We start from the raw sequence: 22,260 nt of genomic DNA on the forward strand, positions 1-22,260 counted from the left end.
GTTTATCGACTAGGTTGCTCACATTAACTTCGTCAATTTATTAATAGTCGTAGCTGACTTGTAACCAGAATTGACGACCTGGTTCATAAGATTTGTAATCTTTATCTTGGTAAGTGAAGTAGTCAGCCACATTTTTGGTGTTAAGGACATTATTCACTTCAACAGAAATACCGACACCATAAGCAAATTCAGGTTTCCAACCCAGTTTGGTATCCCAAGTAAAACGACTACTGTAATTACGTTTTTTGTATTCAAATAATGGGCCATATTCACTTGGTTTTGGCGCGCCATTATTGACTTTTTCTGCTTGTGAACGAGCACCATTCCATTGAAGTCGGTTATACCAAGTAATATCCCAATCATCCCAAACACTGGTGAGTTCAGCCGTTACTTTTAATGGTGAGTTAAAATTGCCAGAAGGTAAGTCTTTGGCATTGATGATTTTTCCGTCATACCAAACTTTGTCATAGTTCATTCCTTGTGAACTCGGATCGAAATTGGCGTAACCAGAATCTTTAGGGGTATTGGTTTTGCTTTTCTGCCAACTAATAGAAGCATTAAAAACATGGTCTGCTTGGGCTAATTCCCAAGGCTGACTGTTTCTCACAGAAAGCGTTAAGGTATCGTGAGTGCTGCGACCATTATTATTGAAGTGACGAATTCTTATTTTGTCTTTGTCATTCGGGTATTTTGTATCACTACGGACTTCGTCACGACCTTCACGATGAACGTATTGCAGACGCCAAGTTGTAGACACAATTTCTTGTTGTAAACCTAACGTAATTTCATCGTTATACGGTGTTTTGAGAGAATCAACACCTTCAAAGTCGGTACGGTTTTCCCAATCATTTGGATTGTTGTTATCACAAGAGAAATAGCAATGCTGTAAGCCTGCATTTTGTGCGCCATACAGTGCGTAAGTCAGCATGGAACGACCGTAATAACGGTTTACACCACCAATAATTAAGGTATCACCTGTTCCCCAAAGATCATAAGTTCCGCTTAAACGTGGAGAAATATTATTTTTTTGAACAAAATCATCACGATCTAAACGGATACCAGGACGTAATGTGAGGCGTTTATATTGGATATTATCGTCGAGATAAATAGCGTAGTTAGTATACGAAGCATCATATGTGCCCGCTAAGAAACGCGTTGTTTGCTGCAATGAACCCATCCACTGATTATCCCATGTGGAACCCGTATAGGTGTAGTTGTAATAGGTTTTGTCGCGGATATAAGAGCCTTTAGTTCGGCTAATCTCAAATCCTGTCGTTGGCTGGTGACTTACGGCACCCCATTCAACAGGGTTAAATCGCATAATACTTTTTGCGTTATAGGTTTCTTGTCTACTTTTCAGATCACCTTGACCACCACTGCTAACCTGCTGTGGATTTTGCCAATCGGTATAATCTTTAATGGTAATAAAGTAGTCTTGATCATTAGTACGCTTATCTTCAAGGTTTTGATAACCCGCCGTTAATTCTAATGAACCAAGATCAAGTTGGTGTTTATAAAGTGCGGTAAAACTTAAACCATTATGTTCGTTGTCATAGCCTGAGTTATAGACAGAACCTGAGAATAAATAACTATTATAACGTGCAATATTGCTCGATAAATCAAGAGATTGTTTCTCTGAGATATCCCATGAATATTTAATAAAATAGTTATCTGATGTTCGAGTTTGATCTTTATAATGAGGCGTTTGCTCAACTTGTTCTAACTGACCATCTGGAGTCAGGATAATTCCGCCTTCTGCACTTATCATCATTGGGATCGTTGATTCACGACGAGATGCAGAGAAAATAAGTCCGGTGTTGTCTGTTAAGCCTGTTTCAAACCAACCACCAAAGTTTTGTTTATCGTATTTTTTCTGGAATCGAGCGGGATTACTAAAATCGTTATTTGCGGTATCAAAATTTAGTTTTGGATCGGTGAAAATATTGTTCCAGCTTGAACGTGTTGTACGATAATAGGCGTTAGCGTGTGTTTCACCAGACCAACGACGACTTTGTACTTCAACCGTTCCCCCCGTAAATCCGCCGAATTCGACAGGAATATTGTTATCGTAAACTGCGACGCTATCAATTAAGCGACTATCAAGGTACATCCCTTGTTCATCACTACTAATGCGTGTGTTGGTTTCACCTAAACCTGAATTTGCAGGGTCAAAATCGTTGTTAAAACTGACACCGTCAAGTTTATAGGAGTTTTGATAACTACTAGAGCCGTGAATAGAGATACGTGAAGGTTTAATTTCACCCTGATTCATTGAGGTGCTGTCGTTATTGGAAAATTGAACCGCAGGGTTACTTTTTAGTAAGTCAGTAACGTTTCCATCACCTGTATTACGCTGTTTTATCTCTTCTGAGGTGATGTATTGTGGGGCTGAAACCACATCAGTAGCTGGATGATATGTACTACCGACACCGGTTACTTTAACTTCAGGAATAACGATCGCGTTGGCAGTTGTAAGGGGACGAATAACAAACCCACTGCCTTGTGGAATAATTTCTAATCCACTCCCGATTAAGACTTTTTGTAATGCAGTTTGGGTTTCAAATTGACCTGAAAGTGCTGGAGCACGTAGGTTTTTAACCGAATTTGCATCAAATAAAATTTGTACTTGTCCTTGTTTTGCAATGGCACTTAATGAATCAGCTAAAGACTGCTCTGGTAAAGCCACTGAAACTGTAGATGCATAAGCGTAAGGTGCGGCAATCGTGGTACTTATTAGCAATGCTAGTAAAGACCTCTTAAGGATCCTTTTTTTGTTATTCATTCTCATTTCACCAATCCCATTCACTAACTTAATAATTGTTGTTACTAGGGAAGAGGGTGAAATGAGAATTATCCTCACCTGTAAAAAAGAATATTTTTCATATTTATTTTTACTTATTGATTATTAAAGCATTATTTTTATCAGTGAAAACAACATTAACCGGCAATATCAGTGGAATTGCGGTAATAAAGTCTTTGGCATCATTTATGTTAGCGATCCCTGAGACTTTCATTTTTGCGATTTCGGGGGAGGAAATTTGAATATTGATATCAAGATAAGGTTTGAGCTTGGTTATCACTTCATTCAATGGGCGCTCAAAGAAATGCAGTTGACCAAAACGCCAACTTCCCACGGAATCAATATTGACCGAAGAGATAACAAAGCTATCGCTGGCTAATTTGCTTGTAGCCTGAGAGCCTGCGTACAAATAGGCTGGCGAAGATTTCGGTGTTGCTTTTACTTCAACGATCCCTTCATGGACAGCAACGTTAATTTGATTGTTATCATAGCGACTAACTTCAAATTCAGTGCCAACTACTTTAATTAATCGGGTATCAGCATGCACATAGAAAGGGCGATACGGATTTGATTTTACCTTGAAATAGGCTTGTCCTTTATCCAACCATAAACGCCTTTCTTCTTGCACATAAGCCACTCTTACCTGTGTATTTCTGTTTAAATAGACTTTAGAGCCATCAGCTAAGGTCATTTCTTTCGGTAAATCGCTGGTTGCAAGTGTCATATTATCCATCAGTAATGCAGGTAAATGACTATAAGGAAGATATAAAACGGTGAGTAAACAAAGAGTAGCCGTGGTGTGGATCATCGGGCGCCAAGGAGAGCGTTTTTTCTTCTCAACGGTGGTTATTGTTGGGCGTGGTAATGCATCGCATTGACGCCAGATCCCTGCAATATCTTGATACACTTGCCGGTTTACATCATTTTCTATCCACATTTTAAACGCTTGACGTTGCTGAGGTGTCATCCTTTGGCTATATTGTCGGGTGAACCAAAGGGCTGCTTGCTCATCAGTCGATCCATTGAGTAATTCATCATTAGTCTCCAAAAAAAGGGAGTCTAGATCCTCATCTGTGTGAGGTTTTATTTCCGGTATATTTTTTTCCGGCTTACTCATCATTCGAGCATTTCTCCTGTCCTGCATCGACATATCTTTTGCAATGTAATAGGGCAGCGGCAATATGTTTTTCCACCATACTGATTGAGATTTCCATTTGCTCTGCAATTTCGCTTTGTGATAGTCCATCAAAACGATAAAGAACAAATGCTTCTCGACGGCGTGGAGGTAATGTTTCAATTGCTTCGCTAAGTAGATCTAAACGCTGTTGATGCTCAACGACATACCCCGGATCAAGCTCCGTGGTATAACTTTGAGCGGCGTCATCTAATTCACAATCATCCTGATAGATATCTTTTTGCTTTTGATTTTTTCTCCAATGGTCAATCAAAACGTGGTTCGCTATTTTAAACAGAAAAGCACGCTGTTCTTGCACAGGTGTTTGTTCTTTTCTGTTTAGCCATAGTGTAAACACATCTTGAGACAAATCATCTGCATCATGGTAATTACCCGTACGTTTGTGGAAAAAACGCACAAGTTGTCCATAGGTTGATTGATAGGCACAACTAATTTTTTGTGCCAATGATTTATCGCTAGCCATAATCTCTGGTGTCTAAAAAAGAGTGAAATAATAAGCTCTTACTGCTTCTCATGCGAACAAGTTATGATAATTATCAAGCTAATTTTTTATTGTATTATTAATAATAAGCAATATCATTTGTGTTTATATTATGCCTATAATTCACAAGAAAGAAAATCAGAGGCAAGAATTATGAGTAGTATGTCGGCGACTTTTTCACGCCGTGGATCATTTTCTATTGGTGGATTAACCGCCAGTATTTTATTTCATGCAACGTTAGCCGTTGTCGTTATTGGCTGGATAACATCTAAAGATGAACGCCATGGTGTTTTACCACCAGCGATGACAATGGATCTTGGTATCTATCAATTAGCAAAGGCAGAAACAAAAGAAGTTCCTGTTGGGCCTGAAAAAGTGATGTCTGTTCCTGAACCCGCAGAGGTAGAGCCAGAGCCTATCAAAGAAGTGTTAGATTTACCTAAAATGCCTGTAGTAGAACAAGGCACTTATGAGCGTGTTCCAGAAAAGCCAAAAGTAAAACCAGTGGTGAAACCAAAACCTGTTGCGGTGAAAGTACCTGATGATCTTCCTGTCTCAGAAGCACCATCAGATGTAACAAGCGCACCTATTTCTGGTTCTAATACAAGTAGTAGTGCTCAATTTAATAGTTTATCCACCTCTTCTGTGAGTGGGCAAATGGGCTGGGAAAGTTTAGTTCATAGCCATATTAATGCCTATAAACGCTACCCACGCACAGCATTGCGCTTTAAAGCAACGGGCGTGACACAAGTTTCTATTGTGTTAAATGCAAAAGGTGAGTTATTAGACGCGAAAGTAGAAACATCATCGGGTAATCGTATTCTTGATAGAGAAGCGTTAAATACGATTAAACGTGCTTCGCCATTTCCAGCGCCTGAAAGCTATCGTTTAGTAAATGGTAATATTTCATTTACTGCGCCTTTAACGTTTGATTATAGGCAAGATAGCTAAGTTATTATTTACTACATAATAAACTAATTATTAAAAATAAATAATTTAAAGAAACAGAAACTAAAAAACCACCGTAAGGTGGTTTTTTAGTTTTAATCTTTGTGTTCGTCGGCATCGCAATTTTTCAGCGTCGCGGGGAAGATTGCCGCCTCTTTTGTCCCCACCAACGAAATAAGAGTATCATAGTGAAAATATAACAGCAATATAATTATTCAATAGAGTTTTTGTATAATAAAATCTCATTATCAACCTCATCAATATATAATGCATTGCTTTCATGGGTATACATATACATTTCTTTTAATATTAATAAGTCATTTTTTAAAGAATATAACTCTGATTCTAAATTTTTATTTGTTTTTCTTAATTCTTCAATTTCTGTATAAAATTTATTTTTTGATATTGATGATAGTAGCCCTTTATCTAATAATTTTTTATCTCCACGACAAAGTGAAGCTCGATAGTCCTCATTTCTATAATATTGATTGTATCCTTTTAATTTAAATAAAGGAGGAAGTATTCGCGTTACACAAACAGTTTGGATCATATCACATAAAGCATAAGTTTCTTTTTTAGCAAGATCACCAATGTTTTTTATTGATTCATCTGATAATTTAAAAATAGAGGAATTAACAGCTAAGTCATGAGGCTTTTTTGATGTGAGTGGAATGACTTTAACTCCTCTGTCATCTGCTTTTACGACAATCGCAGGTCTTCTCTTATGCATTTCATCCTGTTGAATATTATCAGGATAGCGTTTATTTGTTTTTATACTGGCATCCAAAGTGACACATGAGAAGATATGTCCAAATTCAACAATAATAATTTTACCAAGATATAATATTGATTTAGCACTTTTATAATTTTTATTTTTTAATGTTTGAGATAAATAAATATCATCTGAAACATTTCTTGGAGATAGCCAAATATTTATAATAATATTGTTCTCAGATAGAGTTTGAATTTTTGAACTTTTTATTTTCCATCTGTGTTCTTTTCTACCGATAAATGATTTTGTGATAAAAACAGGATAGAAATTTTCTTTATCAATGTTATCTCTAAATAGTGGAGTGATGATTTCATTTATACCATTTAGGATAACATGACCTAATAATATTTAGGTCTGATAATTATGAAATTAAAAATAATTAATTCTTATCATAATATAATCCGTTAAGTAATAGTGAGGTATATCTGTGTTTTCGAGATTATTTTAAATTAATGTGACTTTATTTTTTCTATTTTAAACTTTAAATATATTTATTAAATTTAAAACTAATTAAATATAAAAAAGCAGAGAATAATCTCTGCTTTTATTTTTAGTCGTAAGGAAAATAATTAAAACTATTTTGTTATGCGTTTGTATTTCATGCGACGAGGCTGAATAGCGTCGTTGCCTAATGTACGTTTTTTGTATTCTTCATATTCAGTAAAGTTACCTTCGAAGAATTCCACTTTACCTTCATCTTGATAATCGATGATATGAGTGGCAATACGGTCAAGGAACCAGCGGTCATGCGAGATAACCATTGCACAACCAGGAAACTCTAATAGGGCGTTTTCTAACGCACGTAAAGTTTCAACGTCGAGGTCGTTGGTTGGTTCATCGAGCAGTAACATGTTACCGCCAACTTGTAGCAGCTTCGCAAGGTGTAAACGACCACGCTCACCACCAGAAAGCTCGCCAACACGTTTACCTTGGTCAATACCTTTAAAGTTAAAACGACCAACATAGGCACGGCTTGGGATCTCAAAGTTGCCAATACGCATAATGTCTTGGCCACCTGAAACTTCTTCCCAAACAGTTTTACTGTCGTCCATGCTGTCACGGAACTGATCAACAGACGCCAGTTTAACAGTATCACCTAAAGTGAGTGTACCTGAGTCTGGTTGTTCTTGACCCGAGATCATACGAAATAGTGTTGATTTACCCGCACCGTTAGGGCCGATAATACCGACAATCGCCCCTTTAGGGATAGAGAAGCTTAAATTATCAATCAGAACGCGATCACCATAAGATTTTGTTAGATTATTAATTTCTAATACTTTATCCCCTAAACGTGGTCCAGGTGGAATAAAGAGTTCACTGGTCTCATTACGTTTTTGATAATCAACGCTGTTAAGTTCTTCAAAGCGAGCAAGACGTGCCTTGCCTTTTGCTTGACGGCCTTTAGGATTTTGGCGGATCCATTCAAGTTCTTTCTGAATAGATTTATGACGAGCCGCTTCAGTTGCCGCTTCTTGCTCAAGACGCGCGTCTTTTTGCTCTAACCATGAAGAGTAGTTACCTTCCCATGGAATACCTTCACCACGGTCAAGTTCTAAGATCCAACCCGCTACGTTATCAAGGAAGTAACGGTCGTGGGTGATCGCCACAACAGTACCTTCATAATCATGTAAGAAGCGCTCTAACCAAGCCACAGATTCTGCATCCAAGTGGTTAGTTGGTTCATCTAATAACAGCATATCTGGTTTTTCTAACAGGAGACGACAGATAGCAACACGGCGACGTTCACCTCCTGAAAGTTTCTCAATTTTTGCGTCCCATTCAGGTAAACGTAGCGCTTCTGCTGCACGCTCTAATTGATTTTCAAGGTTATGGCCATCATGAGATTGAATAATCGCTTCTAACTGACCTTGTTCTTTTGCTAATTTATCGAAATCAGCATCAGGATCGGCATAAGCCGCATAAACTTCATCAAGGCGGTTTAATGCGTTTTTCAGTTCGCTGACGGCTTCTTCAACGGCTTCACGTACTGTATGTTCTGGGTTTAATTTTGGTTCTTGTGGTAAGTAACCAATTTTAATACCTGGTTGTGGACGTGCTTCACCTTCGATATCAGTATCAATACCTGCCATGATGCGTAGTAATGTTGATTTACCAGCACCATTAAGACCAAGCACACCAATTTTCGCGCCCGGGAAGAAGCTGAGTGAAATGTTTTTAAGGATATGTCGCTTAGGTGGGACAATTTTCCCGACACGCAACATACTATAAACGTATTGAGCCACTATAATTACCCTTTGATTATAAAAGAGATTTTATCTGAGGTGCCACTTTTTGCGCTAAAAACAAATTTTTTGTGATTAAGCCGCGTATTTATGGTACCAAAATGAACAATAGCAAAGTCGATGCCAGTATTTTGCCAAAGACCCGAAAATGATGAAAGTCGCCAGTATACCCGATTTATAAAAGAAAACCTTAGTCAAAAGAGAGGTTTTTATCCACCTTTCGTACTTCCTCTGAAAGTAAAGAAAATTTCTCTTAAAGAGGGGAACTTACATTGTTAATGATTATCATATTAGCTAATGTATTCACTCTTTGGTGGTTCTATTTGAGGTGGGAGAAATAACGTGGTGAAGCAAAAGTGGTCGTTAGCAGTGGCAATTGGGGCATTGTGTTTTTCTACATGGGTGCAAGCAGATTCATTAAATGAACAACGTGCTCGTTATCAAGAAATTAAGTCAGCATGGGATCTGAAAAAAACAGATGAAGTAGAAAAACTACTGCCCACATTACAAAACTATCCACTTTATCCTTATCTGGAATACCGTCAAATTACGGATAATCTTGATGTTATTGCGCCAGCAGTGGTTACTGAATTTGTTGCTAAATATCCCACATTGCCACCAGCAAAAGCACTTCCTTCACTGTTTGTGAATGAATTGGCTAAGCGCCAAGAGTGGCAGAACTTACTGACTTTTAGCCCTAATCCACCAAATCCTAAAGCCGCAAGATGTAATTATTATTATGCAAAATGGGCAACAGGTGATATTCAAACGGCATGGGTAGGGGCTAAAGAAGCATGGCTTAATGGCACATCAATGCCATCAAGTTGTGATTCACTTTTTGATGAATGGCAAAAAGCGAATCAATTAACACCAGAGTTGGTGTTAGAACGCATTAATTTAGCGGTTAAAAATGGTAATACGGCGCTTGCTGCTTACTTGGCTCGACGTCTCCCTGAAAATTATCAAACCATTAGTGATGCCTTGGTTGAATTACAAGACTATCCCAATTTAGTTGGGCGCTATGCAACCACTCTTTCACCGACAGATTTCACACGTTCAATCATACAATCTGCATTTTCACGTTGGGCAAGAAAAGACGCAGATGCAGCAAGAGCACAACTGGACAATATCGCGCATGCACAAAAAATGACAGCCAGTGAGCGCCAGTTAATGCGTGATACTGTGGCGTGGCAATATATGCCTTATGCGACACCAGAGCAGGTAAAATGGCGTGATAGCGTTATTCAAGATACAGCATCAGATACATTGCGTGAGCGTCGTGTACGTCTAGCATTAAGCCAAAATCAACCCGCTGAATTGGCATTGTGGTTAGAAAGGCTCTCTCCTGAAAGTAAAAATAAGGAAGAGTGGCGTTATTGGCGAGCAATGGTGTTGCAATCACAAGGTAAAAACAGTGAAGCACAAACTATTTTAGAAGCGCTAACACAAAATCGTGGTTTTTACCCAATGGTTGCAGCTGCCAAATTAGGTAAGCCTTATGTGATGGTGATAGATAAAGCCCCTAGTGTTTCATCAAACATCCCTAATCAGCCAGAAATACAGCGTGTTCGTGAGTTAATGTATTGGCAGATGGATAACTTAGCGCGATCAGAGTGGGCAAACTATGTCGCTTCACAGCCAGCGCAAATACAGTCTGAATTAGCGCGTTATGCATACGAGCAAAAATGGGCTGATTTAGCAGTACAAGCCACGATCACTGGAAAAATGTGGGATCATCTAGAAGAACGCTTCCCTCTTGCTTGGAAAAATGAGTTTGAGCAATATACGAAAGATAAATCAATAGACCGCAATTATGCGATGGCGATTGCTCGCCAAGAAAGTGCGTGGAATCCTCAAGCCCGTTCTTCAGCTGGTGCAACAGGTTTAATGCAGGTTATGCCAAAAACAGCAGAGTTTACGGTAAAACAAGCGGGGATTACGGGATATACAAGTAGTGCGCAATTGACAAATCCTGTGAAGAATATTGAGATTGGTACTGCTTATCTTGATTCTGTCTATCAGCGTTTTAACCAAAACCGTATTTTAGCAAGTGCTGCGTATAATGCGGGGCCTGCGCGTGTTGATCGTTGGTTATCTGATGCAAATGGTCAATTAGATGCAATTGCTTTTGTTGAAAGTATTCCTTTTGCTGAAACTCGTGGTTATGTGAAAAACGTACTCTCTTTTGCTGTTTTCTATAGCTATTTTGCGGGCGAACAGCAGCCAGTACTGACTGAAAATGAGTGGAATAGCCGATATTAAAGGATAAAAAAGGATTTATTGTTGGAGCCTCTTTGTACATTAGCAAAGTATGATATAGTTTGTACTAGTTAATGAGTGTGGCAAAAAGAGGTTCCCACGATGCAAGATCCTGCATTATCACCTGAAGAGAATGAGCACTGGCTAAGATTTGTTGAGTTATTACAACATGCTTTTGAGCAAGATGTGCAATTTCCTATTTTACAACTTTTAATGACACCTGATGAACGTAGTGCTTTGGCAACTCGAGTTCGTATTGTGCAAGAGTTAATGCGAGGGGATTTAAGTCAGCGTGAGTTAAAAGAAGAGTTAGGCGTTGGCATTGCCACCATCACTAGAGGCTCTAATAGTTTAAAAACAGCGCCACATGATGTGAAATTATGGCTTGAAAAAGAGCTAATGACGAAAAAATAGTCGCGTTGTTACTCTCTAAACTAGAATAATAAAAAGCCATTTAATTATTTGATTAAATGGCTTTTTTTGTTTCATTTTTATCTAACAGCAGACTTATCTAGAAGCTGGGTTATCTAAGAAAACGCATCAGATTAATTATTAATCTTCTTTTTGATTGAGTTCTTTATAGATATCATGAGTGACTGGTACTAATGCTAGCACTAATGCTTGTTGATACACAGAAGTACGACTGAGTAGGCCATCAGTAAAATAACCAATCGCACCGCCACGCTGTTTAATGTTGTCAATTTTTGTTAAGAAAGCCATTTCATCGCCAAGCTCACGACCTTCACGGATCCCTTTTAAGATCTGTTCTGGTAGCATAAGGCTTGCTGAGCGTGATTCTCCACGAATTTGTCCATGTTCGACAACAATCCAAGCAAAGGTCATATCATCTTCTATACCGGCTTCGACGCCAACCCAAAAATCAGCTTCAGGGCGAACTTGACGAGCCGCCATCACACGTTGACGTGCGCCAGTTCTCGTTTCTGTATTTCCGATAGGTTGCTGTGGAACACGACTATCGACATTAATATCTTCAATATCAAAGGTATCTTTACCGAATACTTGCTCAAAGGCGAGTTTTATCGCGTTGATTTTTGCTGGATTCGTAGTGGCTGCAATGACATGATACATAATGAATTAATCATCCTTTGAAAAATTAGAGCAGTATAACGGAAAAAATGTATGTTACAGGTCTATCTTGTTCGCCACGGTGAAACTGAATGGAACGTGGCGAGACGTATTCAAGGGCAATCTGATAGCCCACTAACAGCGAATGGTGTGCGTCAAGCACAGCAAGTTGCTGAAAAAGTAAAATCAGCAGGCATTACCCACATTATCTCAAGCGATCTTGGCCGTACTCGTCAAACGGCAGAAATCATTGCACAAGCTTGTGGCTGTGAAGTGATAACTGACCCACGTTTACGTGAACTTAATATGGGCGTTCTTGAACAGCGAGAGATCGCAACATTAAAGACACAAGAAGAGGCTTGGCGCAAGAGTTTGATTGATGGTACACCTGATGGACGAATTCCCCAAGGAGAATCAATGGCAGAATTAGCAAGTCGTATGCAGGCTGCGCTAAATCAATGTCTTGATTTACCCGCAAATAGCCGCCCACTCTTAGTCAGTCATGGTATTGCTTTAGGGTGCTTACTGAGTACTGTATTGGGATTACCTGCATATGCAGAACGCCGTTTAAGACTGCGTAATTGCTCAATTTCACGCGTTGATTATCAAAATAGCCCTTGGCTTGCTAATGGTTGGGTGATTGAAACAGCGGGTGATGTGAGCCATCTTACTGATACTGCATTAGATGAAGTTCAGCGCTAAAAAATAAAAGCTCTCTTTCTCATATTACAAAGAGAGCTTTTTCTTATGCGGTTACATCTTCGCGTTTAATTGGAATGTAATATTCAAAACGTTCGATATGATCTTGTGGCTCAGTCACCATCTCATTGCTGTAACTCACATTTTTAAGATAGTATTTTTCAACGTCATAGCCTTTACGGCGCGTTAATCCCATATTAGGTAAGCAGACACCATAAATTAGGAATAAAAATTCCTGCATTGCACCGCGTTTTGCCTCACCTTCAAAATCAAAGCGAATGTAATCACCGCCAGCAAGAGAGACTTCATTTGCTGCATCATCATCAATAAACGTTGCATAATCTGGCTCAACGGCAGTTGTGTAAAGCACACGTTGTTCATCTTCATGCTCATCGCTATGTTGTGCGTGGTGAAGCCCATAAACTTGATGAGGGACAGCGCTTATCTTGCTCATGTAGTAACGCCAGAAGGTTTGGCGCATGTTAGAGCAGGCTTCAGCCCATTGCTCAAGGGTGTGGCTACAAGTTTGCTCAATACCAATTAATTTCTTCTCAGATAGCGTTACAAATTCCCATTTAGGTAAATTTTGAGGATCTAAGGTAATTGGTGGACAAATTCCTACCGCACACCATTCATCAGTACGACGATAAAGTGCGGGTGTTCTATTAAATTGCTTTTTAAAAGCGCGGGTAAAAGTCTGTTGAGAATCAAAACGATATTGCAAAGCAATGTCTAAAATAGGGCGGCTCGTTAAACGTAATGCAACGGCTGCACGAGATAGACGCCTTGAACGAATATAAGAACCAATCGCTTGTCCTGTAACTTCTTTAAACATGCGTTGTAGATGCCACTTGGAGTAACCCGCTTTGGTTGCGACATTATCGAGGGATAATGGCTTGTCTAGGTTACTATCAAGCCAAGCGAGCAAATCACGTATGATGTTGGTTTGATCCATACATCTCCCTTAGTCATATTCGTTTGTTTATTGCAGTAGAAGTAGATGGTAAAGAGCCTGAACATCTATAACAAGTTATATTGTTAGACAATCGTAAAATATAGTCTTTTTCATCGACTAATGTACACAAATTCTTCTATCAGTTAGTAATAGATTGTTTTATTCTAGACAAAACTATTTTCTCATCTTTTCAATGGAACTAGGTAAATATGTTAAATTTCAAAAAGATGCTAGCAGTATCTATATTACTCCCTTTTTCTTTGATGGCAAAAGCAGAAGAAATTGGCTACGTGGATACGGTATTTAAGTTTTTTGGCGCTAACCATAAAATTGTGATTGAAGCATTTGATGATCCTGAAGTTAAAAATGTCACATGTTATTTAAGCCGAGCAAAAACTGGGGGCATTTCAGGGAGTTTAGGTCTTGCTGAAGATACTGCTGATGCGGCTATCTCTTGCCAGCAAGTAGGGCCTATTGAACTAAGCGAAAAGGTTATTAAAGGGAAAAATAATGGTGATGTTGTTTTCCAGAAAAGAACATCATTAGTATTTAAAAAGCTTCAAGTTGTACGTTTTTACGATAAACAGCGCCATGCTTTAGTTTATCTGACTTACTCAGATAAAGTCATTGATGGTTCGCCAAAAAATGCGATTAGTGCAGTACCTATTATGCCGTGGAAAGAGTGATTTTTATTTACTAGAGAAATTAATGGTTAATAAAATTAATACGAATAAGGTTTAAAATTTTTTTAAAAAAGAAGTTATATTTTTTATCAAAATAGTTGCTGAGATCAATTTTCACTATTTGTGATTTTATTAATCCTTCTTTAGATAAAAGAAAACCCCGAATGGTAATTCGGGGTTTTTTGTTAAGAAAGTGTTTGAGATAGAATCAAATCACTCGTCTAAATCACCACAGAAACGATAACCTTCACCATGGATTGTTGCGATGATTTCAGGTGTATCTGGTGTTGACTCAAAATGCTTACGAATACGACGGATAGTAACGTCAACAGTACGATCATGAGGTTTCAGCTCACGGCCTGTCATTTTCTTCAGTAATTCTGCACGAGTTTGGATTTTTCCTGGATTCTCGCAGAAATGTAGCATCGCACGAAATTCACTGCGTGGTAATTTATATTGTTCACCAGCAGGGCTGATTAGTGAGCGACTGTTAATATCAAGCTCCCAACCATTGAATTTATAGCTTTCCACTAAACGGCGTTCTTCTGTGCCATTAACTAAATTCATGGTACGTGACAGTAAGTTACGTGCACGAATCGTTAATTCACGAGGGTTAAATGGTTTAGTAATGTAATCATCGGCACCAATTTCTAGGCCTAAGATTTTATCAACTTCATTATCACGACCGGTCAGGAACATTAATGCAACACTTGCCTGTTCACGTAATTCACGAGCAAGTAACAGCCCGTTTTTACCAGGAAGGTTAATGTCCATAATGACCAGATTAATATCATGATCAGATAGAACATTGTGCATTTCGTTGCCATCAGTGGCTTCGTGTACGATATACCCTTCAGCTTCGAATATGCTTTTCAGGGTATTACGAGTAACAACTTCGTCTTCAACAATCAGAATGTGCGGGGTTTGCATATTTGCTACCTAAAATTACCAAAAATAGAAAAAGGAAATCTGTGTTTAACTTCTGTGTGCGCTTGTGTGGTTATTCATTTTTGTTATTAGCACGTAAAAACTAGACCCAGATTGAAATTCGATAAATAACCATCACGTTATTACAAAACTTGCAATTTTAATCGACAATGAACGCTAAAATCAGAATGCAAAACGCCCATAGTCTATTAACAGCAATATAACACCAGTTGTATTAAATACCATCTAAAAAGCTAACTTTTGTTGACACATATCAAAATCAAGATAACAGCTTAACCTTGATTTCAATAGTTAACTATATAATTTGATTTATGTAATGTAAAAGAAAAATATATGTTAAATATAGTGGGGGTTTATTTTTTTTCCAGTTTTGTTACACAATTTAAAGTAGCATAAAATACCTTATTCCTTATAAAAGTACAAATCCCCAAATAACTCTAAAATAGTAGCTTTATTTTCTTTGTTTATCCCTTTGTGATAGCAATATCTATACTACAATAGGAGTAAGGATCGAATAAATTTTATTTAAGTTGAGTTTATTTTTTGGTGAAAAAAAAGAAAAAATTTGACATCTCTCTCGCTTTGCTTTAACCAGTATATAGTCAAACTAAATTTGAGACAGACAGGATAGTTATGCGTATTTACAGCCCAGCTAAAATGACAATTATTACCACCACCACCGGAATCTTATATTGCGGGGCGGGCTGTCGCATATAAAAAACGAAAATCGAAAAAGCCCGCATTGAGAAATGCGGGTTTTTTTTTGGGTGAAAAATCAGGAGAGCTGTATGCGAGTGTTAAAATTTGGGGGAACTTCAGTTGCCAACGCAGAGCGTGTGCTGAATGTTGCTGATATCGCTGAGAAAAAAAGAGAGCAAGGACAAGTCGCTCTTGTATTATCAGCACCAGCCAAGATAACTAACTACTTGGTTGCAATGATTGAAAAAACGGCAGAAGGCGAAGATCCTCTCACTCAAGTACGAGAAGCCGAGCAAATTTTTGCCAACTTATTACAAGGTTTAAGAGAAAAACAACCTGGTTTTGACTATGAGCGCTTAAAAGATAAAGTTGAGCGTGAATTTGCAGAGATCAAACATATTCTTCATGGGATCTCTTTACTAGGTCAATGCCCTGATAGCATCAATGCAGCGATGATTTGTCGTGGTGAAAAGCTTTCTATCGCTATAATGGGATCCGTTTTGCAGGCTCGTGGCTATAATGTCACTGTGATCGATCCAGTCAAAAATTTACTCGCACAAGGTCATTACTTAGAATCGACAGTTGATATTCCTGAGTCTACTCGCCGCATCTTAGAACTCAATATCGCAAAAGACGATATGATTTTAATGGCAGGCTTTACTGCGGGTAATGAAAAGAATGAACTCGTGGTATTAGGTCGTAATGGCTCAGACTACTCTGCTGCTGTGTTAGCCGCTTGCTTACGTGCAGAGTGTTGTGAAATTTGGACTGATGTTGACGGTGTTTATACTTGTGATCCTCGTTTAGTTCCTGATGCACGTCTGTTAAAAGGCATGTCTTATCAAGAAGCGATGGAACTCTCTTACTTCGGCGCTAAAGTACTTCATCCTCGCACTATTGCTCCAATCGCCCAATTCCAAATTCCTTGTTTAATAAAAAACACTGGCAACCCAGATGCGCCGGGTACATTAATTGGTGATGGTCAAAAAGATGATAGTACACCAGTTAAAGGGATCACCAACCTTAATAATATGGCGATGATCAACGTATCAGGCCCTGGTATGAAAGGTATGGTGGGGATGGCCGCTCGAGTGTTCTCTGTTATGTCAAGAGCGGGTATTTCTGTTGTTCTGATTACACAATCTTCTTCTGAATACAGCATCAGCTTTTGTGTACCGCAAAAAGAACTTATGAGAGCGCAAAAAGCCTTATCAGATGAATTTTATTTAGAATTAAAAGATGGTGTACTTGATCCATTAGATATCATGGAAAACGTCGCTATCATCTCCGTTGTAGGTGATGGTATGCGTACTTTAAAAGGGATATCAGCGCGTTTCTTCTCTGCTTTAACCCGTGGCAATATTAATATCGTTGCGATAGCTCAAGGCTCTTCAGAGCGTTCTATTTCTGCCGTTATTGCGAATGATTCTGCAACTAACGCGGTGCGTTTATGCCATCAAATGCTTTTCAACACTAATCAAATTGTTGAAGTCTTTATTGTCGGTGTTGGTGGTGTTGGCAACGCATTAATTGAACAAATCCATCGCCAGCAAGCATGGTTGAAAAATAAGCATATCGATCTTCGTGTCTGTGGTATTGCTAACTCAAGAGCCATGCTGACAGATATGCAAGGTATTGATTTAGATAATTGGCAACAAGAACTTAAAGAAGCCAAAGAACCTTTTAGCTTTAGTCAGCTTATTCGTTTAGAAAAAGAGTACCACTTCTTAAATCCAGTGATCGTTGATTGCACATCAAACGAAGAAATTGCGCAACAATACGCAAATTTCTTACAAAATGGCTTTAACGTGGTTACACCAAACAAAAAAGCGAATACGCTGTCGATGGACTATTACTACCAAATTCGACAAGCAGCGGAAGCTTCACGCCGTAAGTTCTTGTATGACACTAACGTTGGTGCAGGTTTACCGGTTATTGAAAACTTACAAAACTTGCTCAATGCGGGCGATGAGTTAGTTCAATTTAATGGTATTCTTTCAGGCTCCTTGTCATACATTTTTGGTCAACTAGATGAAGGTAAAAGCTTATCTGAAGCGACTCTTTCAGCAAAAGATAAAGGTTTTACAGAGCCTGATCCTCGTGATGATCTTTCTGGTATGGATGTTGCGCGTAAACTGCTTATTTTAGCGCGTGAAGCGGGTTATAAATTAGAACTCAGTGATATCGATGTAGAGCCTGTGCTGCCTGTTTCATTTGATAGCTCAGGTGATGTAGCAAGCTTCTTAAACCGTTTACCTCAAGTTGATGTTGAATTTGATGCAAAAGTCGAAGAAGCACAAAAAGCAGGTAAGGTATTACGTTATGTTGGCATCATCAATGAAGGAAAATGCCAAGTTAAGATAATGGCAGTTGATGCAAATGATCCTCTGTTTAAAGTGAAAAATGGTGAAAATGCTTTAGCCTTTTACACTCGCTACTATCAACCTATTCCATTGGTATTACGTGGATATGGTGCTGGTAATGATGTTACTGCTGCTGGGGTGTTTGCAGATGTATTACGTACCTTATCATGGAAATTGGGAGTTTAAGCGTGGTTAAAGTTTATGCACCAGCATCAATCGGCAACGTGAGTGTCGGATTTGATGTCCTTGGCGCGGCAGTTTCACCTATTGATGGGCAATTACTGGGTGATTGTGTCACCGTTGAAGCGGCTTCGGTATTTACACTTGAAAGTAAAGGGCACTTTGTTAGCAAATTACCTTCAGATCCTAAGCAAAACATTGTGTATCAATGTTGGCAGTTATTTTGTGAAAAATTAGGCAAAGAACTTTCTGTTGCAATGACGCTTGAGAAAAATATGCCAATTGGTTCTGGTTTAGGATCAAGTGCTTGTTCTGTTGTTGCGGCATTGGTTGCACTTAATGAATTTGCCCAAAAGCCTTTTGGTGAGAGACAATTGCTGCTGATGATGGGGGAGCTTGAAGGACGTATTTCAGGTAGTGTGCACTATGATAATGTTGCACCTTGTTATTTAGGTGGGTTACAACTTATTTTGGAACAAAATGGCACTATTTGTCAGTCTGTACCAACCTTTGATGATTGGTATTGGGTTATGGCATATCCGGGAATTAAAGTTTCTACGGCAGAAGCTAGAGCGATTTTACCAAAACAATACTCTAAAGCAGACATCATTAACCACGGTCGTTATTTATCGGGTTTTATTCATGCTTGCCATACTCAGCAATCAGGACTAGCCGCTAATTTGATGCAAGATGTGATTGCAGAGCCTTATCGCACCCAACTTCTTCCGGGGTTTGAAAAAGCCAGAGAGGCTTCGCAGAAGAAAGGTGCGTTAGCTTGTGGTATTTCCGGCTCAGGCCCTACCATTTTTACGATTAGTGATTCATTAGAAATCGCACAAGAGATGGCCGAATGGCTGAAACAAAACTACGTACAAAACAGTGAAGGCTTTGTACATATCTGCCGTATAGATACGCGTGGCGCAAGACAGATAGGATAAGTCATGAAATTATATAATTTGAAAGATAATCAAGAGCAAGTCAGTTTTGCTCAAGCAGTAAAACAAGGTTTGGGTAAACAACAAGGGCTCTTTTTTCCACAAGACTTACCTTCGTTTTCTAAAGCTGAAATTGATGAATTATTAGCACTTGATTTTGCAACACGTAGTAGCCGTATTTTAACAGCCTTTATTGGTGATGAAATTCCTGCTGATGTATTAGAAAAACGTATTAGCACCGCATTTGCATTTCCTGCACCAGTAACCCAAGTTGAAGATGATGTAAGTTGTTTAGAGCTTTTCCACGGCCCGACGCTGGCATTTAAAGACTTTGGTGGTCGTTTTATGGCGCAAATGTTGTCAGAAGTTGCTGGCAACCAACCTGTTACAATTTTAACAGCAACATCAGGTGATACTGGCGCTGCTGTTGCTCATGCTTTCTACAAATTAGAAAATGTACAAGTTGTTATTCTTTATCCTGAAGGCAAAATTAGCCCGTTACAGGAAAAACTGTTCTGTACATTAGGTGAAAACATTCACACTGTTGCAATCAAAGGTGATTTTGATGCTTGCCAGTCATTAGTGAAACAGGCTTTTGATGATGAGTTCTTAAAGAAAACAATGTATTTGAACTCAGCGAACTCCATCAATATCAGCCGTTTGCTTGCTCAAATTTGTTATTATTTTGAGGCCGTTGCACAAATCCCTGCGGAAAAACATGAGCAGCTAATGATTTCAGTACCAAGTGGTAACTTTGGTGATCTCACGGCGGGTTTACTCGCTAAATCTCTGGGATTACCTGTAAAACGCTTTATTGCGGCGACAAACGTAAATGACACCGTTCCTCGCTATTTAGATAATGGTAAATGGGAACCACATCGCACTGTGGCAACGCTTTCTAATGCGATGGATGTTAGTCAACCTAATAACTGGCCACGTATTGAAGAATTGTATCGTCGTAAAGGTTGGGATCTTTCTGATCTTGCTCATGGTTCAGTGAGTGACGAAACAACAGAAGAAACGGTGCGTGAACTCGCGAAGAAAGGCTATATTTCAGAGCCTCATGCCGCGGTTGCTTACCGCTTACTGCGTGATGAGTTGAAAGAGGGCGAATATGGTCTGTTCCTGGGGACAGCCCATCCCGCGAAATTTAAAGAGAGTGTAGAGCGTATTTTAGGGGGTGAGTTGCCATTACCTAAAGAGCTAGCCGAGCGTGCAGATAAAGAATTGCTTTCGCATTTCTTACCTGCTGATTTTGCACAGCTACGTGAGTTTTTATTAGAACGTGCGCCTAAATAATAATTAGTAGTTTTTGAAATAATTAATTTCTAATTTAATTAATTATTTATCCTGAAAAAAGCTCAACATAATGTTGGGCTTTTTTTATGAGCTAAATTTTAAAAATAGGAAAATAAGGATTTAAAAAAGTGGATTTGAATTATATATTTTCTTTTTAGAAGGATATATCTATTCAACAAAAAGGAATGAAATATGAATGGATTCAGAAAGTTAATTTTTAAAGATGATATAAATAGAATTGCATTAATAATAGAAAATCATATAAAAGAGCATAGCGCAGAATTATTCTGTAAATTTGAATCAGTAAAAAGGGTATTAACTGAAAATTACACCTCGATCCTTATTTCTAAAAATGAATATGAAGCAAATGAATTTCTTAGAAGAATAGAAAATAATTTTTCACTCTATAATAAGAATGAATTTACTAAAAGTATTGATTTTTTCAGAGTAAAAATCAATTTAAGTATAGAAAATCTATTTTTAAATAGTGCTAAATTAACAGCTAGAGAGTCGATTAAAATAAAAAAAGAACGTATGAACACTCTCCTTTTTCAGCATTTTTCGGGAACTTATTATGTGGAGTTGGAGAAAAAAAGCCTTATTTTAGAAATAGATAATGAAAATGATATATTTAAAATAATTGATTTTGAAGGTGAATCCGATTTTTTTTATAGGGCGGATTCAAGTCCGAAGTGCAACGCTAAGCCGCCTTTCTTAGCTCCGCAAACACCACCGAAGGTTGTCTGAACCCCAGACACTTGCGTGGCCTGCTGTTCAACGCTCCCTGATAGCGTTGTAAGTCTTCTTCTGTCACTGTCCGCAGGTCTGTTCCTTTCGGGATAAACTGTCTTAACAACCCATTCGTATTCTCGTTCAGCCCACGCTCATGCGAGGCATACGGATGGGCAAAGTACGTATCTGCGTTCAGTGCTTCTGCTATCGCCTTGTGCTCACTAAACTCTAGACCGTTATCGAACGTTATTGTGTGACATACATCCTGATACTCACTCAGCAGTGAGATAATGGCCTTACTGACTTCCACCGCATCCTTTGAAAACACCTTTTTTGTCAGGTAAATACGGCTTTTGCGTTCTGCCAGTGTCACGATAGCACCAGTGCCCTGTTTACCCTGCACCAAATCGGCCTCCCAGTCCCCCAGACGGCTACGGTCATCGACGACTGACGGCCGTAGCTCAATGGATACCGCATCAGGGATGCGCCCTCGTTTCTGCCCGTAGCCCTTACGATATCGCCGTTTGCCCTGCCTAAGATGCCTGTACAACTCGCCACCGCTACGCTTATCCGCATAGATATACTGGTAAATCCATTCATGGCTGACGCTAAGACCAATAATGCTGCCAATTGCACTTATTTGCTCAGGACTCCACTTCCACTCCAGAGCAAATATCACGAAATCTATGGTCTGCTGAGGAATTGTCCTTTTGGCAGATGACAGCCGCCTATCACAGCACTTCTGGTGTGCCTGTTGCGGGTTATAACCAGTATCTGAAGTGTTACGCCTCAGTTCACGGGAGACCGTGGACTTGCTTACACCGATACGGATACCTATCTCATGGCAGGATAAATTATCCTCACGCAGTATCGATATCTGGTATCGTTGTCCTTCGGTTAGTTGCTGATACTTCATACTTACTCGCTCATCTTTGGTCGGAAGAGCAGGATAGCTTATCAGTAGCTAACCGTCCTTCCATCTA

General features: G+C 38.9%; 18 protein-coding genes and 1 other annotated feature. Of the genes, 9 read left to right on the forward strand and 9 right to left on the reverse strand.

What is annotated here, in order from left to right; translation table 11 throughout:
* Window positions 1–40: 40 nt before the first annotated feature.
* The 3 genes from F1325_RS02860 to F1325_RS02870 form a co-directional block, all read right to left on the reverse strand.
* Window positions 41–2,788: a TonB-dependent receptor gene (locus tag F1325_RS02860; RefSeq protein ID WP_109371881.1), complete on the reverse strand. Its 2,748-nt coding sequence runs from the start codon at window positions 2,786–2,788 to the stop codon at window positions 41–43.
* A gap of 103 nt (window positions 2,789–2,891) precedes the next feature.
* Complete coding sequence (locus F1325_RS02865) at window positions 2,892–3,920, reverse strand: FecR family protein (protein WP_244313541.1); 1,029 nt, start codon at window positions 3,918–3,920, stop codon at window positions 2,892–2,894.
* On the reverse strand, window positions 3,910–4,458 hold the full coding sequence (locus F1325_RS02870; RefSeq protein ID WP_109371879.1) for an RNA polymerase sigma factor: 549 nt from the start codon (window positions 4,456–4,458) through the stop codon (window positions 3,910–3,912). The genes F1325_RS02865 and F1325_RS02870 overlap by 11 nt, the downstream gene beginning before the upstream one ends.
* Window positions 4,459–4,629: 171 nt before the next feature.
* Between F1325_RS02870 and F1325_RS02875 the strand changes: the two genes are divergently transcribed.
* Window positions 4,630–5,427: an energy transducer TonB gene (locus F1325_RS02875; RefSeq protein WP_109371877.1), complete on the forward strand. Its 798-nt coding sequence runs from the start codon at window positions 4,630–4,632 to the stop codon at window positions 5,425–5,427.
* A 208-nt stretch (window positions 5,428–5,635) separates the two neighbouring features.
* Here the strand turns inward: F1325_RS02875 and F1325_RS02880 are convergent, their stop codons facing one another.
* The gene (locus F1325_RS02880; protein WP_160229971.1) at window positions 5,636–6,211 is read right to left on the reverse strand and encodes a type II toxin-antitoxin system PemK/MazF family toxin; all 576 of its coding nucleotides are present in this window, start codon (window positions 6,209–6,211) and stop codon (window positions 5,636–5,638) included.
* A 560-nt stretch (window positions 6,212–6,771) separates the two neighbouring features.
* Complete coding sequence (gene ettA, locus F1325_RS02885; RefSeq protein ID WP_160229972.1) at window positions 6,772–8,439, reverse strand: energy-dependent translational throttle protein EttA; 1,668 nt, start codon at window positions 8,437–8,439, stop codon at window positions 6,772–6,774.
* 342 nt (window positions 8,440–8,781) lie between these two features.
* Between ettA and sltY the strand changes: the two genes are divergently transcribed.
* Both sltY and trpR read left to right on the forward strand, forming a co-directional pair.
* Window positions 8,782–10,701, forward strand: a complete 1,920-nt coding sequence (sltY, locus tag F1325_RS02890; protein WP_109371871.1) for a murein transglycosylase — start codon at window positions 8,782–8,784, stop codon at window positions 10,699–10,701.
* 99 nt (window positions 10,702–10,800) lie between these two features.
* On the forward strand, window positions 10,801–11,112 hold the full coding sequence (trpR, locus tag F1325_RS02895; protein ID WP_036911763.1) for a trp operon repressor: 312 nt from the start codon (window positions 10,801–10,803) through the stop codon (window positions 11,110–11,112).
* Between the two features lie 138 nt (window positions 11,113–11,250).
* Here trpR and yjjX read toward each other — a convergent pair whose 3' ends face one another.
* Window positions 11,251–11,787: an inosine/xanthosine triphosphatase gene (yjjX, locus tag F1325_RS02900; RefSeq protein WP_023580954.1), complete on the reverse strand. Its 537-nt coding sequence runs from the start codon at window positions 11,785–11,787 to the stop codon at window positions 11,251–11,253.
* 51 nt (window positions 11,788–11,838) lie between these two features.
* On the opposite strand from yjjX, the gene gpmB reads away from it, so the two are divergent.
* On the forward strand, window positions 11,839–12,486 hold the full coding sequence (gene gpmB / locus F1325_RS02905; protein WP_109371869.1) for a 2,3-diphosphoglycerate-dependent phosphoglycerate mutase GpmB: 648 nt from the start codon (window positions 11,839–11,841) through the stop codon (window positions 12,484–12,486).
* 43 nt (window positions 12,487–12,529) lie between these two features.
* Here gpmB and robA read toward each other — a convergent pair whose 3' ends face one another.
* Window positions 12,530–13,438, reverse strand: a complete 909-nt coding sequence (gene robA, locus F1325_RS02910) for an MDR efflux pump AcrAB transcriptional activator RobA (protein ID WP_109371867.1) — start codon at window positions 13,436–13,438, stop codon at window positions 12,530–12,532.
* Between the two features lie 227 nt (window positions 13,439–13,665).
* Between robA and creA the strand changes: the two genes are divergently transcribed.
* Entirely contained in the window at window positions 13,666–14,124 is a 459-nt protein-coding gene (gene creA / locus F1325_RS02915) for a protein CreA (RefSeq protein WP_171455359.1), read from the forward strand.
* 210 nt (window positions 14,125–14,334) lie between these two features.
* Here the strand turns inward: creA and arcA are convergent, their stop codons facing one another.
* Window positions 14,335–15,051, reverse strand: a complete 717-nt coding sequence (arcA, locus tag F1325_RS02920; RefSeq protein ID WP_006535263.1) for a two-component system response regulator ArcA — start codon at window positions 15,049–15,051, stop codon at window positions 14,335–14,337.
* Between the two features lie 663 nt (window positions 15,052–15,714).
* Window positions 15,715–15,835, forward strand: a sequence feature (Thr leader region).
* A gap of 22 nt (window positions 15,836–15,857) precedes the next feature.
* On the opposite strand from arcA, the gene thrA reads away from it, so the two are divergent.
* The 4 genes from thrA (at window position 15,858) to F1325_RS02940 (ending at window position 21,292) form a co-directional block, all read left to right on the forward strand.
* Complete coding sequence (gene thrA / locus F1325_RS02925; RefSeq protein ID WP_109371865.1) at window positions 15,858–18,317, forward strand: bifunctional aspartate kinase/homoserine dehydrogenase I; 2,460 nt, start codon at window positions 15,858–15,860, stop codon at window positions 18,315–18,317.
* On the forward strand, window positions 18,299–19,249 hold the full coding sequence (gene thrB / locus F1325_RS02930; protein WP_109371863.1) for a homoserine kinase: 951 nt from the start codon (window positions 18,299–18,301) through the stop codon (window positions 19,247–19,249). The genes thrA and thrB overlap by 19 nt, the downstream gene beginning before the upstream one ends.
* Before the next feature lie 3 nt (window positions 19,250–19,252).
* Window positions 19,253–20,545 carry a threonine synthase gene (thrC, locus tag F1325_RS02935; protein WP_160229973.1) on the forward strand — a complete coding sequence of 431 codons (1,293 nt, stop codon included), beginning with the start codon at window positions 19,253–19,255 and terminating at the stop codon, window positions 20,543–20,545.
* Window positions 20,546–20,737: 192 nt separating this feature from the next.
* Window positions 20,738–21,292, forward strand: coding sequence for a hypothetical protein (locus F1325_RS02940; protein WP_160229974.1), 555 nt, complete (start codon window positions 20,738–20,740; stop codon window positions 21,290–21,292).
* On the opposite strand, the gene F1325_RS02945 is transcribed toward F1325_RS02940, so the two are convergent.
* Window positions 21,246–22,193, reverse strand: a complete 948-nt coding sequence (locus F1325_RS02945; protein WP_140035165.1) for an IS30 family transposase — start codon at window positions 22,191–22,193, stop codon at window positions 21,246–21,248. The two genes, F1325_RS02940 and F1325_RS02945, sit on opposite strands and share 47 nt — an antisense overlap.
* Window positions 22,194–22,260 lie beyond the last annotated feature (67 nt).

Source organism: Proteus columbae (assembly GCF_009914335.1).
In the GTDB taxonomy this organism is placed as follows: Bacteria; Pseudomonadota; Gammaproteobacteria; order Enterobacterales; family Enterobacteriaceae; genus Proteus.